The sequence below is a fragment of the Streptomyces sp. NPDC043867 genome, from assembly GCF_056435845.1.
This window is the reverse complement of record NZ_JBWKDS010000055.1, coordinates 1-15060: the sequence shown is the minus strand read 5'-3', so window position 1 is coordinate 15060 and position 15060 is coordinate 1. Positions and strand designations below refer to the sequence as shown.

Annotated in this window: 11 protein-coding genes and 2 pseudogenes; 10 read left to right on the top strand and 3 right to left on the bottom strand. The window is 73.7% G+C overall.

Features of this window, described 5'->3' with window-relative positions:
- Positions 1–253: 253 nt before the first annotated feature.
- The 3 genes from AC069T_RS35010 (at position 254) to mug (ending at position 3164) form a co-directional block, all read left to right on the top strand.
- Positions 254–1036, top strand: coding sequence for an SGNH/GDSL hydrolase family protein (locus tag AC069T_RS35010; RefSeq protein ID WP_478786571.1), 783 nt, complete (start codon positions 254–256; stop codon positions 1034–1036).
- A 137-nt stretch (positions 1037–1173) separates the two neighbouring features.
- Positions 1174–2616 (top strand): adenylosuccinate lyase, encoded by a 1443-nt coding sequence (gene purB / locus AC069T_RS35005; protein WP_478786570.1) that lies wholly within the window; start codon positions 1174–1176, stop codon positions 2614–2616.
- The gene (mug, locus tag AC069T_RS35000) at positions 2613–3164 is read left to right on the top strand and encodes a G/U mismatch-specific DNA glycosylase (RefSeq protein ID WP_478786602.1); all 552 of its coding nucleotides are present in this window, start codon (positions 2613–2615) and stop codon (positions 3162–3164) included. The genes purB and mug overlap by 4 nt, the downstream gene beginning before the upstream one ends.
- 308 nt (positions 3165–3472) lie before the next feature.
- On the opposite strand, the gene AC069T_RS34995 is transcribed toward mug, so the two are convergent.
- Positions 3473–3916: a hypothetical protein gene (locus AC069T_RS34995; RefSeq protein ID WP_478786569.1), complete on the bottom strand. Its 444-nt coding sequence runs from the start codon at positions 3914–3916 to the stop codon at positions 3473–3475.
- A 393-nt stretch (positions 3917–4309) separates the two neighbouring features.
- Here AC069T_RS34995 and AC069T_RS34990 point away from each other — a divergent pair.
- Positions 4310–4393, top strand: a pseudogene (locus tag AC069T_RS34990) (DNA-binding response regulator); the annotation flags it as partial.
- A gap of 99 nt (positions 4394–4492) precedes the next feature.
- Positions 4493–5650 (top strand): ROK family transcriptional regulator, encoded by a 1158-nt coding sequence (locus tag AC069T_RS34985; RefSeq protein ID WP_476750787.1) that lies wholly within the window; start codon positions 4493–4495, stop codon positions 5648–5650.
- A gap of 99 nt (positions 5651–5749) precedes the next feature.
- Here the strand turns inward: AC069T_RS34985 and AC069T_RS34980 are convergent, their stop codons facing one another.
- Positions 5750–6511 carry a GntR family transcriptional regulator gene (locus AC069T_RS34980; RefSeq protein WP_476750786.1) on the bottom strand — a complete coding sequence of 254 codons (762 nt, stop codon included), beginning with the start codon at positions 6509–6511 and terminating at the stop codon, positions 5750–5752.
- Positions 6512–6869: 358 nt separating this feature from the next.
- Here AC069T_RS34980 and AC069T_RS34975 point away from each other — a divergent pair, with 358 nt between their 5' ends.
- Entirely contained in the window at positions 6870–7700 is an 831-nt protein-coding gene (locus tag AC069T_RS34975) for an alpha/beta fold hydrolase (protein ID WP_478786568.1), read from the top strand.
- Between the two features lie 93 nt (positions 7701–7793).
- Here the strand turns inward: AC069T_RS34975 and AC069T_RS34970 are convergent.
- Positions 7794–8582: pseudogene (locus tag AC069T_RS34970) on the bottom strand (EamA family transporter); the annotation flags it as partial.
- Between the two features lie 46 nt (positions 8583–8628).
- On the opposite strand from AC069T_RS34970, the gene pdxR reads away from it, so the two are divergent.
- The 4 genes from pdxR to AC069T_RS34950 all read left to right on the top strand — a co-directional run.
- On the top strand, positions 8629–10083 hold the full coding sequence (pdxR, locus tag AC069T_RS34965; RefSeq protein WP_478786567.1) for a MocR-like pyridoxine biosynthesis transcription factor PdxR: 1455 nt from the start codon (positions 8629–8631) through the stop codon (positions 10081–10083).
- A 250-nt stretch (positions 10084–10333) separates the two neighbouring features.
- Positions 10334–11920, top strand: coding sequence for an alkaline phosphatase D family protein (locus AC069T_RS34960; RefSeq protein ID WP_478786566.1), 1587 nt, complete (start codon positions 10334–10336; stop codon positions 11918–11920).
- A 260-nt stretch (positions 11921–12180) separates the two neighbouring features.
- A complete protein-coding gene (locus AC069T_RS34955; RefSeq protein ID WP_478786565.1) occupies positions 12181–13386 on the top strand; it encodes a hypothetical protein in 1206 nt (401 codons plus the stop codon).
- A 139-nt stretch (positions 13387–13525) separates the two neighbouring features.
- A partial coding sequence (locus AC069T_RS34950; RefSeq protein WP_478786564.1) for a GNAT family N-acetyltransferase occupies positions 13526–15060 on the top strand: 1535 nt, incomplete at its 3' end.

Genomic DNA, 15060 nt, shown 5'->3' with positions numbered 1-15060 from the left:
GGGGAAGAAGGGGGGCGCTGATACGGGCGTTCGGCCCTTCTGCTAGGCGCATCGGCGGTGGGGGGGCCACCGGGGAACGCTGTAGAAAGGGCGCCCCCGGGGCAACACGCTGTCACACGGCCGTTCGTGCGGCGCCGTACCCCCTGGCCGCGCCACGCCGTACCGCCGGGCAGCCCGGCCCCGCCGTTCGGCCGCCCGTGGCGGCAGGGCGACCGACCGGCGGGTATGGAGCCGCGTTACCATCGCTTTCGCCATGCAGACGAACCCCACCTACTCCAGCCTTGTCGCGGTCGGCGACTCCTTCACCGAGGGCATGTCGGACCTGCTGCCCGACGGCTCGTACCGGGGCTGGGCGGACCTCCTCGCCGCCCGGATGGCCGCCCACACACCCGGCTTCCGGTACGCCAATCTCGCGGTGCGCGGCAAGCTGATCCGGCAGATCGTCGACGAGCAGGTGCCGCTGGCCTCCGCCATGGAACCCGACGTGATCACGCTGGTCGGCGGCCTCAATGACACGCTGCGGCCCAAGTGCGACATGGGCCGGGTCCGCGCGCTCCTGGAGGAGGCCGTCGAACGGCTCGCCCCCTCCTGCAAACAGCTCGTGCTCATGCGCAGCCCCGGCCGCAACGGCCCGGTGCTCGAACGGTTCCGGCCGCGCATGGAGGAGTTGTTCACCTGCATCGACGACCTCGCGGCCCGGCACGGCGCGCTCGTCGTCGATCTGTACGGGGCCGCCTCGCTCTCCGACCCCCGCCTGTGGCACGTGGACCGGCTCCATCTCACGTCCGAGGGCCACCAGCGGGTCGCCGAGGCGGTCTGGCAGTCACTCGGCTACGACCCGCAGGACGCGGACTGGCACGCGCCGATACCGCCCAGCCCGCCGCCCGGCTGGATCGCCCGCCGCACCGCTGACGTCCGTTTCGCCCGTCAGCATCTGCTGCCGTGGATCGGACGCCGGCTGACCGGCCGCTCGTCCGGCGACGGCCTGCCGGCCAAACGGCCCGACCTGCTGCCGTGGGAGAGGCCGGACGCGTAGGCGGGGCGTCTCCGGCGGGGAGGGGCGGAGCCGGCGGGGTGGGCGGCACCGCGCCCGCCGGCCACGACGGACTCGTAGCTTCCGACGAACAACCCCGCGGCGCTGGCCTGCACGAATCGCCAGTAGAATCCGTACACGTGACTGCCGCGCCTGCAAAGCCCCGTATCCCGAACGTCCTCGCCGGACGCTACGCCTCCGCCGAGCTCGCCACGCTCTGGTCCCCCGAGCAGAAGGTCAAGCTGGAGCGTCAGCTCTGGCTCGCCGTGCTGCGGGCCCAGAAGGACCTCGGGATCGAGGTGCCGGACGCCGCCCTCGCCGACTACGAGCGCGTGCTCGACCAGGTCGACCTGGCCTCGATCGCGGAGCGCGAGAAGGTCACGCGGCACGACGTCAAGGCGCGGATCGAGGAGTTCAACGATCTCGCCGGGCACGAGCACGTGCACAAGGGCATGACGTCCCGGGACCTCACGGAGAACGTCGAACAGCTCCAGATCCGGCTCTCGCTCGAGCTCGTGCGCGACCGTACGGTGGCCGTGCTGGCGCGTCTCGGCAAGCTGGCGGGCGAGTACGGCGAGCTGGTCATGGCCGGCCGCTCGCACAACGTGGCCGCGCAGGCCACGACCCTCGGCAAGCGCTTCGCGACCGCCGCCGACGAACTGCTCGTCGCCCACGCCCGGGTCGAGGAACTGCTCACCCGCTACCCGCTGCGCGGCATCAAGGGCCCGGTCGGCACGGCCCAGGACATGCTCGACCTGCTCGGCGGCGACGCCTCGAAGCTCGCCGACCTGGAGCAGCGCATCGCCGGGCACCTCGGCTTCTCGCAGGCGTTCACGTCCGTCGGCCAGGTCTACCCGCGCTCCCTCGACTACGAGGTGGTGACCGCGCTGGTGCAGCTGGCGGCCGCCCCGTCCTCGCTGGCCAAGACGATCCGGCTGATGGCCGGGCACGAGCTGGTCACCGAGGGCTTCAAGCCGGGCCAGGTCGGCTCGTCGGCGATGCCGCACAAGATGAACACCCGCTCCTGCGAGCGCGTCAACGGCCTGATGGTGATTCTGAGGGGCTACGCCTCCATGACGGGCGAGCTGGCGGGCGACCAGTGGAACGAGGGCGACGTGTCGTGCTCGGTGGTGCGCCGGGTCGCGCTGCCGGACGCGTTCTTCGCTCTGGACGGCCTGCTGGAGACCTTCCTGACCGTCCTCGACGAGTTCGGCGCCTTCCCGGCCGTCGTCGCCCGCGAGCTGGACCGCTACCTGCCCTTCCTCGCGACCACGAAGGTCCTCATGGGCGCGGTGCGGGCGGGTGTCGGCCGCGAGGTCGCGCACGAGGCGATCAAGGAGAACGCCGTCGCCTCCGCCCTCGCCATGCGCGAGCAGGGCGCCGAGCGCAACGAGCTGCTCGACAAGCTCGCCGCGGACGAGCGCATCCCGCTGGACCGTGCGCGGCTCGACGAGCTGATGGCCGACAAGCTGTCCTTCACGGGGGCCGCCGCCGACCAGGTGGCCGTCGTCGTCAGCCGGATCGAGGAGATCGTGAAGCGGTACCCGCAGGCCGCGGGCTACACGCCGGGGGCGATCCTCTGACCCGGTTCACTCCGGCGGAGCTGGAGGCCGCCCGCGACCGCCTGGTGCCGGATGTCGTCGCGGACGGCCTCCGCGTCCTGTTCTGCGGCATCAACCCCGGCCTGATGACGGCAGCCACCGGTCATCACTTCGCCCGGCCGGGCAACCGCTTCTGGCCCGTGCTGCACCTGTCGGGTTTCACACCGCGGTTGCTGAAGCCGTCCGAGCAGGACGAGTTGCTCTCGTACGGGCTCGGCATCACGAACGTGGTGGCCCGGGCGACGGCACGGGCCGACGAGCTGACCGCCGAGGAGTACCGCGAGGGCGGCCGGCTGCTCGGCGCCAAGGTGGAACGGCTGCGTCCCCGCTGGCTGGCGGTGGTCGGCGTCACCGCGTACCGCGCCGCGTTCGACGACCGCAGGGCGAAGGTGGGGCCGCAGGAGCGGACGATCGGGAACAGCCGCGTGTGGGTGCTGCCCAACCCGAGCGGACTGAACGCCCATTGGACGGCCGCGACGATGGCGGAGGAGTTCGCGCTCCTGCGGGAGACGGCAGACGCCGGCGCCTAGGGCCTGTCGTTTGGATCATGCCGGCGTCGCGGGGTCTGGCACGCACATCTGCGGCGTTGTCGTCGGTCGCCGACGCTCCGCGTCGACTCCCTCCTCCGCCTTGCAGCTGCACACGCCAGACCCCGCTCGGGCCGGTCAGGACGAACCGTCGGTCACAGCCAGCCTGATCCAAACGACAGGCCCTAGGCCACCCACGCCGTCCGTGGCCGCATGGCCGCCCGCAGCGCCGCACTGCCGCACGACAGAAACCCACGACACGCATGCCAGGAACCCGCTCCACACGCACGCCAGGAACCACGGCCCGCGGGTCAGGGCGGGTCTATGTCCGTGACCAGGGCCAGAAGTTGGAACGGGAGCTCCTTGTCCCACTGGGAGACCCCGAGCGCGACCCAGCGGCCGTGCCGGTCCTCCTTCCAGAGGTGCAGGTCCGGCACGTGCGCACTCAGCGTGCCCCACGGCTCCGGTATCTCCTCCCCGTCGGCCGACCGCTCCAGGACGCTCGCCAGTGAGAAGCGCTGCGGGCTCCCCCACCGCCCGGTGAGCCGCTCGGTGAGTCCGTCCCGGTCGGCCTCGTACTGTTCCTCCGTCTCCTCCCGGCCCGTGCCGTCGTCCTCCCAGAAGTCGCCGCTCGTGGCCAGCTCGGCCAGGTGGTAGCCCGGTCCCCCGGTGCCGACGTCTGACCGGCCGTGCTCCGCGGGAAAGGCCTCGGAGCACAGCCGGTCGATCGTGGCGAGTTGCCGCGCGATGGTCATGTTGTCCAGTAAACCGGCCCCCACTGACAATTGGCGGCCCGTCAGCCGCTGCACACGGGCCCCGACGGGAGCGGCCTTCGCGAGGGTCAGGCGTCCCGGCGTCGTACGCTCCACGCTCCCGCGCACAGGGCGGCGACCGCCCAGGCGGCGGTGACGGCGACCTCGGTCCACGGCCAGCCCGGCACCTCCCGCGACCAGGCCGACGGCCAGCGCCGGTACGGCGACCGCCAGTGCCTTGGCCGCGAACCGGCGCGACCGGTCCGGCACCGCGGTGAGCGAGACCCGCAGCGCACCGCGGCGGAACTCGGCCGAGACGGCCCGGGCGCCGAAGGCGATCGCCGCGATCTGCCCGAAGCTGACGCCGAACAGCGCCGAGAAGAGCGGGTCGGACGCGCTGTCCGACTCGTCCAGGGCGCCAGGGACCGCACGCAGGCCGTCATCACGGCGTACGAGTCGGGGTTCGTGTCACCCGGCTGAAAGGGACCCGCCGGTCGACGTGGGGGTCCCGGCACTCGCCGGGGCCCGCCGCGCCGAGTACGATCCGGCCAACACGCGCACGAGCTGGGAGGAAAGACGTTGGGGCAGTTGACCGGCGGGGACCCCTCTCTGCTGCGAAGGATCAATTCCGCGGTCGTGCTGCACGCACTGCGTGCCACGGACTGCGCGACGCTCACCGAGATCACCCGGGTGACCGGGCTGTCCCGGCCCACGGTCGAGGGCGTCGTCGAGGGGCTGATCGAGGGCGGGCTGGTCGTCGAGAAGGCGGCCGACGACAGTGCCGCGCGGCGTCAGGGGCGCCCGGCGAGGCGGTTCAGGTTCCGGGCCGAGGCCGGGCACCTGCTGGGCCTGGAGATCGGCCCGCACCGGGTCGCCGCGCTCCTCGCCGACCTGGACGGCCGGGTACTGGGCGCCATCTCCAAGGACGTCGAGGAGACCGCTCCCGCGGACGAGCGGCTGGAGCGGCTGCGCGGCGCGGTGGCCGAACTGCTGCGCCGGGCGGGCGTCGCGCGCAGCTCCCTGCGGGCGGTGGGCGTGGGCAGCCCCGGAATCGTCGAGGCGGACGGCACCGTACGTCTCGGCACGGCGCTGCCGGAGTGGACGGGCCTGCGTCTCGGTGAGCGGCTGAGCCGGTCCTTCAAGTGCCCGGTGCTGGTCGAGAACGACGCGAACGCGGCGGCGGTCGCCGAGCACTGGAAGGGCTCGGCGACGGAGTCCGACGACATCGTGTTCGTGCTGGCCGGCCTGAGCCCGGGCGCCGGATCGCTGATCGGCGGGCGGCTGCACCGGGGCTACGGCGGCGCCGCCGGGGAGATCGGGGCGCTGCATCTGCTGGGCCGCGGGGCGACGCCGGAGACGCTGCTGTCGACGACGGACGAGCCGCTGCATCCCCTCGACGAGCAGGCCGTCGCCGATGTCTTCGCCCTCGCGCGCGAGGGCGATACGCGGGCCCGTGCCGCCGTGGACCGTTACATCCAGCGGCTGGTCCACGACGTCGCCGCGCTCGTGCTGGCGCTCGACCCCGAGCTGGTCGTGATCGGCGGCTGGGCGGCCGGTCTGGACGGCGTACTGGAGCCGCTGCGACGGGAGTTGGCCCGCTACTGTCTGCGTCCGCCGAAGGTGGCGCTGTCCCTGCTGGGCGAGGCGGCGGTCGCGACGGGGGCGCTGCGGCTGGCCCTCGACCACGTGGAGGAGCAGTTGTTCGCGGTGGAGGGGACGGTCACCGCACGTCGCTGACGCCCCGCGGCGGACGAGAAACGTCACGCCCCGCGGGCCGGGGCGTGACGTGTGCGGCTCGTGCGGCGGGGCCGCGTACGGGCGCCGGGTGCCGGTGGTTCAGGAGGCGCGGCGCTCCGGGTCGTGGTGGATCTCCACGCCGCCGGAGTCCCCGAAGGTCAGCCGGCAGGTGTCGGCGCGGTAGGTGGCCAGCGAGACGGCCGCGGTGCGCCCCTCGGCGAAGAACCGGGTCGTGACGACGAGGACGGGTGCCCCGGGGAGGCGGTCGAGTTCCTTGGCGTCGTCCGCGCGGGCGGAGCCCAGTTCCACCGCGCGGTCCTGGCTCTCCAGCCCGAGGCGCTGGAGTTCGCGGAGCACGGCACGCGCGCGTGCCGGACCCGAGGGCGCGTCGATGGAGGTGAGGTCCGGCACCGAGGAGGCCGGCACGTAGAGCAGTTCGGCGGCGACCGGCTGCCCGTGCGTCACGCGTGACCGCCGCACGGTGTGCACGGCCTCGTCGCGGTCCGTCTCCAGCATGGCGGCCACCGGCGCGGGCGGCACGGCCAGCGTGCAGTCCGCGGGCTGCCAGGCGTCGCCGGCCCCGCCGGGCCAGGTGTGCTGCTCGGACCCGACGGCGACGCCCACGCGCGGCGGCGCGACGGTGGTGCCCACCCCGCGCCGGCGCTGGAGCCGGCCTTCCAGCTCGAGCTGTTCGAGGGCCTGGCGCAGCGTGGCGCGCGCGACCCCGAAGCGGGCCGCGAGGTCACGCTCGTTGGGCAGGATCTCGCCCACCGAGAACTCGGAGTCGAGTGCCTCGCTGAGCACGGTCTTGAGATGCCAGTACTTAGGCTCCGGCACCGTTTCCAGCTGCGTGGTCCCCACCCTGTCCTCCGCAATCGCCGTGGCCCGGCGGCGTTTTAGCGCCCTTGTTTATTAAAGGTTCCTGCACTATCCCTGCGACCATAGGACGGGCCCCACCCTTGGTCAAGACCAATCCTCGATCCCTTACGGATTGCACAGGCGCCGTGCCGCGAAGCGTTCACGAGGCGTTCGTGCCGGGTGACGCCGGTGACACACGGATGAGGGCCGGGGTTCCGCCCCCCACGGACGAACCGGCGCACGACGGCGAAGCCCCCGTCGGCACGACGAGGGCTTCACGGGGGCTACCCGTCAGTAGCAGTTGCTGACAAGCTGTCTACGAAAGCGTCCGTCAGCGTGTCCCAGGCGAGGAGCAGCAATCATGTCCGCCACGGTCTCCTTCGACGTCCCCTCCCCCCACGGCCCCCGGTCCGTGAGCCTGTCCTACGCGCGCGTGGGCACCGGCGAGCCGCTTCTCCTGCTGCACGGCATAGGCCACCACCGGCAGGCGTGGGACCCGGTCGTCCACATCCTGGCGGCGGAGCGTGACGTGATAGCCGTGGACCTCCCCGGGTTCGGCGAGTCCCCGGTGCTGCCCGACGGGCTCCCGCACGACCTCGCGACGATGAACTCCGCGCTGAGCGCGCTCTGCGCGGCCCTGGAGCTCGGCCGCCCGCACGTGGCCGGCAACTCCCTGGGCGGGCTGCTGGCCCTCGGGCTGGGCCGCGACAGGGCCGTGCGGTCCGTCACGGCGCTGTCGCCCGCCGGGTTCTGGACCCGGGCCGAACGGCGGTACGCCTTCGGTGTGCTGACGGCGATGCGGCAGGCCGCCCGACGCCTGCCGCTGCCCCTGGTGGAACGCCTCTCCCGCACCGCCGCCGGACGCACGGTGCTGACGAGCAGCATCTACGCGCGCCCCGGCCGCCGTTCACCGGAGGCCGTCGTCGCCGAGACGCTCGCGCTGGCCCGCGCCGAGGGCTTCGCCGAGACCCTCAGGGCCGGCAGCACCGTCCAGTTCACGGACGACGTACCGGACGTCCCCGTCACCGTCGCGTGGGGCACCCGGGACCGGCTGCTGGTCCGGCGCCAGGGCGTCCGTGCCAAGCAGATCATCCCCCGCGCCCGCCTGGTCCGCCTGCCCGGCTGCGGCCACGTCCCCATGAACGACGATCCCGCCCTGGTGGCGCGCGTCATCCTGGACGGCAGCCGCTGAGCGACACCTCCGCGCGGTCAACGCCCCGGACCCCAGGGCGACTCCGGCACCCACGAGGGCACTGCCGACGCCCTGGGCGGCACCGTAGGACCCCGTACCCACGAGCGGCGCGGTGCAGGCGGCGGCGACGGGGATGAGGCCGGAGAAGAGCGTGGCGCGCTCCGCGCCGATGCGCTGCATGCCCGTGTACCAGCAGACGAACCCGACGACGGTGACGACGACCGCCTGCCACAGCAGCGCGGCCGCCTCGGTGGGGTCCGGCACGCGCAGCCACCCGCCGCCGTCCGCGAGGACCCCGGCCGCCGCCGACTCGGCCGCGGCGATCCCGCAGACCGTCGCCGACAGCAGCCGGGGGCCGAGGGGCAGCAGCACCGGCACGGCGAGGACCGCGAAGCCGACCTCGCCGGCGAGCGCGCACCCGGAGAACGCGATGCCCGCGCCGTCCGTACGGCCCCACCCCTGCACCGTGAAGGCACCGACCGCGACCAGCAACGCCCCGTACAGGACCAGGCGTTGGGGACGGCGGCCCTCCATGAGGGGGACGAGGACGGCGACGACCACCGGGGCGCAGCCTACGAGGACCCCGGGGACCGCCGGTTCCGCGGTGCGTTCGGCGGCGATCACGGCGAGGTTGAAGCCGACCATGCCGACCGCCGCGAGCAGGGCGAGCCGCGTCCACTGACGCGGCCGGAGCAGGCGCAGCGGGGCCGCGCCGCCCCGGCCGACGAGGGGCAGGAGCAGCAGGCAGGCGAGGGCGTAGCGCAGGAACTGGCCGCCCGCGTACGGGTAGTGGCCCAGCACGCTGTTCGCGGTGAAGGAGCCGCCGACGAGGACGCAGGCGAGGGCGGCGAGGAGGGCCCCGCGGGTGGTGGTGACGTTCATGCGGCGACGCTATGAGCGGCGGCGGCCCGGTTTAAGGTCCACTCCCATGACGTCATCGGGGACCAATCGTGAAGCGGGGACGGGAGCGGCACCGGGTGCGGAGTCGCCGTGGGCCGCCGCCTGGGAGCTGCTGATGCCGGCCGCTTCGGCGCCCGCACGCGCGCGTGGCCGCACCCTCCAGGCGGCACTGCGGGAAGCGGTCCGCTCGGAACGGCTCACGCCGGGCACCCGGCTGCCGTCGAGCCGGGAACTCGCCGCCGACCTCGGTGTGTCGCGCGGGCTGGTCACCGAGGCGTACGAGCAGCTGACCGCCGAGGGCTACCTGCGCAGCGGACGGGGTGCCGGGACCTGGGTGGGCGGCGCCGTGCGGGCGGGCCGCCCCCGCGCGCGTGATCTCGCCCCGCGCCCCCTCGGCGCCCGCGCCGACTTCCTGCCCGGCACGCCGGACCTGTCGCTGTTCCCGCGGGCCGCGTGGGGGGCCGCGCAGCGCGGGGTGCTCGCCGACCTGCCCCACCACGCGCTCGGCTACCCCGACCCGCGGGGGCTCCCCCAGCTGCGGACCGCTCTCGCCGAACTGCTCACCCGGCGCCGGGGCGTGGTCGCCGATCCGGAGCGGGTCGTCGTGGTCTCGGGGGTGGCGCAGGCGACGACACTCCTCGGATTCGTTCTCCACGCGCGCGGGTTGCGCACGGTCGGCGTGGAGGATCCCGGGAGCCCCGAGCACGGCACCCTGTACGCCTCGGCCGGGCTCCGCGCCGTCCCGCTCCCGCTGGACGGCGAGGGGCCGGCGACCGGCCCCCTGTACGAGTCGGGCGTGCGCGCGGTCGTCACGACGCCGGCCCACCAGTTCCCCACGGGCATCGCCTACTCCGCGCGTCGCCGTGCCGAGCTGCTCGACTGGGCCCGCGCGGTGGGCGGCCTCGTGGTCGAGGACGACTACGACGGGGACTTCCGCTACGACCGTGCCCCGGTGGGCGCGCTTCAGGGACTGGACCCCGAGCGCGTCGCCTACACCGGGTCCGTCAGCAAGTCCCTGGCACCCGGCCTCCGGCTCGGCTGGCTCCTCGTCCCCGCGTCCCTGGCCGAGGAGGTCGTCGAGCGCAAGCGGACCATGGATCTCGGCCACCCGGCGATCGACCAGGCGCTGCTGGCACGGTTCCTGGAGCGCGGCGACTACGACCGGCAGCTGCGACGCTGCCAGCGCGCGTACCGGGAGCGGCGCGACACGCTCGTGTCCGCCCTGGACGAGCATTTCCCCGGCACGAAGGTGTCCGGCATCGCCGCCGGTCTGCACGCCATCGCCGAACTCCCCGACCGGTACGGGCCCCCGGCCCCCTTCCTGCGCGAGGTGGCCGCCGCCGGGGTCGCGGTCCGCACCGTGGCGGACTACGGAACGGCGGCGGACGACGGCGTACGGCTGGTGCTCGGGTACGCGCATCTGACGCCGGCACGGATCCGCGAGGGGGTGCGGGTGATGGCGGAGGCGGTGGGGGTGCGGTGACGGACGAGCACGGGTGCGGGTGACGAACGCGCACAGAGGGTGCGGTGGCGAACGCGCGCAGGGGTGCGGGTGACGGACACGCGCAGGGGGTGCGGGTGACGGACACGCACAAGGGGGTGCGGTCCGTGGGCGCACGCCGGTTCCCCCACGGGTGCGGTCAGTTGTTCACTTGGGGTTTGCGCGTGCGCTGCGGCGCACCAGTAGTTGTGGCACTGCACACTGGCCGGAACCCGTCCCTGGAGGCGCATCCATGTCACACCCTCTGCTCCCCGGCCGTCGCGGCGTCCTGCGCGGCTCCCTCGCCGCCTCGGCGGCACTGGCCCTGCCCGCCGCGGCCGGCGCCGCACCGGCGTTCGCCCTGTCCGGGCGGCCGAAGGCGGGCTGGGGCGTCCAGGCCGGCGACGTGAGCGCCGACTCCGGTCTGGTGTGGGTGCGTTCCGACCGCCCGGCCCGCATGATCGTCGAGACGTCGGCCACCGAGTCCTTCCGCAACCCCCGGAGATGGCACGGCCCGCTGCTCGGCGCCGACACCGACTTCACCGGCACGACACGGCTGCGCGGACTGCCCCCGGGCGAGCAGATCCACTACCGCGTGCTGCTCGCCGACCCCGACGACCCGCGCCGCACCGGTGAGCCCGTACCCGGTACCTTCCGCACCGCGCCGGCCGGACGGCGCCACGGGGTGCGGTTCCTGTGGTCGGGCGACCTGGCCGGGCAGGGCTGGGGCATCAACCCGGACCGCGGGGGCTACCGGATCTACGACGCCATGGCCGCGCTGGACCCGGACTTCTTCCTGTGCAGCGGCGACAACATCTACGCCGACGGGCCGATCTCCGCGACCGCGGCCCTGCCCGACGGGAGCGTCTGGCGCAACGTCACCACCGAGGAGAAGTCCAAGGTCGCCGAGACGCTGACGGAGTTCCGCGGCAACTTCCGCTACAACCTCCTGGACGACAACCTGAGGCGCTTCAACGCCCAGGTGCCGTCAATCGTCCAGTGGGACGACCACGAGGTGCGCAACAACTGGTACCCGGGTGAGGTGATCGCCGCGTCGGACACCCGGTACACCGAGAAGAGCGTCGACGTGCTGGCCGCCCGCGCGGGCCGCGCGTTCAGCGAGTACTTCCCGGTCTCCACCCTGCGGCCGGGCGCCCGTGAGGGCCGGGTGCACCGGGTGGTGCGCCACGGCCCGCTGCTCGACGTCTTCGTGCTGGACATGCGGACGTACCGCAACCCCAACTCCCCCGGTACCCAGACCACCGACCCGCAGGGCATCCTCGGCGCGGAGCAACTGGAGTGGCTCAAGCGGGAACTGGCGCGGTCCCGCGCCGTGTGGAAGGTGATCGCCTCCGACATGCCGCTCGGTCTGGTCGTCCCGGACACCACCGAGGGCAGGAAGAACATCGAGGCGGTGGCCCAGGGCGACCCCGGGGCTCCCCTCGGACGCGAGCTGCAGATCGCGGAGCTGCTGCGCCACATCAAGCACCGCAGGATCACGGGCACGGTGTGGCTGACGGCCGACGTCCACCACACCTCGGCCCAGCACTACCGGCCGGAGCGGGCCGCCTTCACCGACTTCGAGCCGTTCTGGGAGTTCGTGTCCGGCCCCCTCAACGCCGGAGCGTTCCCGGCGACCGCGCTCGACGCCACCTTCGGGCCAGACCGGGTGTTCGTGAAGGCGCCCACCGCTTCGAACGTCTCGCCCGCCGGGGGCTACCAGTTCTTCGGCGAGGTCGACATCGACGGCGGCAGCGGCGAACTCACCGTACGGCTGCGCGAGCAGGACGGCACCGTGCTGTTCACGAAGGTCCTGCAGCCGGGCCGGGTCGGGCAGTGAGGCGTCACTGATCCCGGCCGGTCCCGTACCCTCGAAGGGATGGGCAGCGCACCGGAGTCATCCCCCGGTGCGCCGCTCCGTTCGCCGCGCGTCATCGGCGTGCCGTTCACAACCACCGTCGGCACGGGGGTCATTGTCGGTGGTCGCCTCTACGGTTCTTCCATGACGCGATCCCCGCACGCCCCGGTCTCCGCCCGCGCGCCGACACCGGCCATGCGAAGAGCGGGGGCCGGGAGACCGAGGATCGACGGGGGCGTGCGATGAGTTCACTGATGGAGGCCGTACGGGCCGGGCGGACGGCTGAGGTCGTCAGCCTGCTCGACGGGATGACCGACGCCGAACGCAGGGCGTGTCTCCCGGGCCTGAGACAGCTCCGCAGGGATCTGGGAGCGGCGCCCTGGAACGCGGAGTCCCGCCGCGCCCAGCCCGCGCTGCACGCGGCCGGAGCGGCCTGCCAGACCGGGGCAGCCGCGGCGGCCGGCTGGCTCGTGGGGGCCGATCCGCGCTGGTCACAGGCGTCACCCGGCCTCCTTCTCGACGTGCTCGGGGACCGGGACCCCGCCTGGCTCGCCGATGTGACGCACCGGCTCGCCCAGCGCCCGCCGGGTTCCGGTGTGCCGTACGCGCTGATGGCCGGGCTCGTGCGGCTCTCCGGGTGTGCCGCGCCGACGACCGACGCCTATGTCCAGGGCTGGATGGAACACCTCGGCCATGTCTGGCAGCGCGGGGACACCGTCCTCGACCGGCTGCGGAGGGATCCGCATCTGACGGAGCTGGCGGCCGCCCTCTTCACCACCGACGACATCGGCTCCCGGGTGGAGTGGCAGTACGGGGAGGGGCCCGACAGCTGGACGGTGGCGCTGGCCCGGCTCGGCGAGGAGGGTGTCCTGGACCGCCGGACCATGGTCGACGGCTGTGTCACCCGGCTGCTGCGCGGCGCCTCGTCCGCCGACCACCGGGTGTTCCTGCGGCTGTTGATCTCGCTGGACCTCACGCCGGACGAGCGGCGGGAGCGCACCGCCGAATGGATCGCCCTGGTCCGTGACGCCCCGTCCGCGGTGGCCTCGTACGCCCAGACGATGCTCGGGGCGCTCGCGCTCGACGGCGAGCTGACCGCCCGCCGGCTCTCGGAGATGTCGGGCGGGGTGCTGCCGCGCGGCGAGAAGAAACTGGTGCGCACCCAGCTCATCCTGCTGCACAAGGTCATCAGACGCGATCCGTCCACGGTGCCCGAGCTGCTGCCCGCGGTGGCTCCGGCGTTCGCGCACCACGACTCGGCGGTGCAGGAGCGGGCGCTCAAGCTCGTGGAGCGTCACTTCGACCGGCTGGAGGACTCCGCCGCGCGGTCCGAACTGGTGAGGGCGGCGGACCGGTTGACGCCCGGGCTGCGTGCGCGTGCGGCACGGCTCCTGAGGACGGACCCCAGGGGCGAAAGGGAGTCCCATGCACTCCTCGCGTCCGGCTGACGGCCGCCCGGGGCGTCGCCCGGCCGGAGTCCGGAAGCGCTGCAATCGTAGAAACTGGAACAAAAGGAACAGAGGACACTTTACCGATCGGTCACAATGCGTTCGCGATCACGCAACACCATTCCTTCACAGTGGCTGCATGACTCCAGACCTGTCTGACGTGACGCGTGCGAAGCACGGTCGTCCTGTGCACCACTGGCGGCGGGACCTCGTCGAACTCGCCGCCCTGTTCACCGCCGTGGCGGTGGCGGACGCCGTGGCCAACCTGATCGGGCACGGCCCCGGCGGCCCCGCCCTGCTGGCGATCTCGGCCGTCGTCCTGGTCGCCACGGCCGGCTTCCACATCTGGTGGGCACGACGCCACGGTCATGCGCCGCCGACGGGCGATACCGGCGCCCGGCCGGCCGCCGCGGGGTGGCAGGCCGGGCGCGACGGGCGGACGGTTCCGTCCTCGTCGGCACCCGGGGGCGCCGCGGGGGCCACCGTCCTGTGGCGGATGCGGACCACGGTGCAGGACGCGCCCGGCTCGCTGGCCGCGCTGTGCACCGCCATGGCGGCCCACGAGGTCGACATCCTGAGTCTGCAGACCCATCCGCTGACCGAGGGCACCGTGGACGAGTTCCTGTTGCGGGCCCCCGCCGGGCTGGCCGCCGCCGAACTCACCCGGGCCGTCGCGCTGGCGGGCGGCACGGGCACCTGGATCGAGCGGGCCGACGCCCACGATCTGGTGGACGCTCCGACCCGGGTCCTGGGGCTGGCCACCCGGACCGCCCTGGACGCCGCCGAACTACCGCTCGCACTGCGGCAGTTGCTCGGCCGCTGCACCATCCGCTCACTGCCCGCCAGGTCCCCGGGCTCCGGCCGTGCGGTCGAGGCCGCACCCGTGGAGGGCGCGCTGGAGGACACGGTGATGCGCCTGCGCGCACCGGAGGGCGGGGTGATCACGGTGGAGCGGCCGTATCTGCCGTTCACGCCGACCGAGTTCGCGCGGGCGCGGGCCCTGGTGGAGCTGGACGCCCGGCTCGGACCGCGGATCCCGCGCTCCCTGGACGTCCTGACCCTGCCCGAGGGCAACGCCATCACCGTGCGCCGGGCCGACGCCGCCGACCACGAGGCCGCGAAGGCCATGCACGAGCGGTGCTCGCCGCGCACGCTGAGCATGCGCTACCACGGTCCCGTGAGCGACGCGGACCGCTACCTGAACCACCTGCTCAGCCCCCGTTTCGGGCGCACGCTGGCCGTGCAGACCGCGTCGGGGCGCATCGTCGGCCTCGGGCACCTTCTGTGGGACGGCGACGAGACGGAGGTCGCCCTGCTCGTCGAGGACGAGTGGCAGCGGCGGGGTATCGGCAGTGAACTCCTCGGCCGCCTGGTGGCGATGGCGGTTGAGGCGGGCTGCGCGAGCGTGTACGCCGTGACGCAGGCCTCCAACACGGGCATGGTCGCCGCGATGCGGGCCCTGGACCTCCCCCTCGACTACCAGATCGAGGAGGGCACCCTCGTCATCACCGCCCGTCTGGAGGCGGCCTCGGCCGCCGCGCCGCCGCCCCACGGGCCGCCGGGGGGGGGGGGGGAAAAGGGGGGGGGGGGGGGGGGAGGGGTGGGGGGGGGGGCGGCCGGCCTCTTAGTCCGGCGCCGCACCGGACATTGGGGTCTCGCCGGGGCGGTGCTTAT

Bases quoted from the DNA above. Each gene is read 5' to 3' on its own strand.
- AC069T_RS35010 (WP_478786571.1), top strand. From the start codon at position 254: ATGCAGACGAACCCCACCTACTCCAGCCTTGTCGCGGTCGGCGACTCC.
- AC069T_RS34995 (WP_478786569.1), bottom strand. From the start codon at position 3,916: ATGACCATCGCGCGGCAACTCGCCACGATCGACCGGCTGTGCTCCGAG.
- AC069T_RS34975 (WP_478786568.1), top strand. From the start codon at position 6,870: ATGTCCGCCACGGTCTCCTTCGACGTCCCCTCCCCCCACGGCCCCCGG.
- pdxR (WP_478786567.1), top strand. From the start codon at position 8,629: ATGACGTCATCGGGGACCAATCGTGAAGCGGGGACGGGAGCGGCACCG.
- AC069T_RS34960 (WP_478786566.1), top strand. From the start codon at position 10,334: ATGTCACACCCTCTGCTCCCCGGCCGTCGCGGCGTCCTGCGCGGCTCC.
- AC069T_RS34955 (WP_478786565.1), top strand. From the start codon at position 12,181: ATGAGTTCACTGATGGAGGCCGTACGGGCCGGGCGGACGGCTGAGGTC.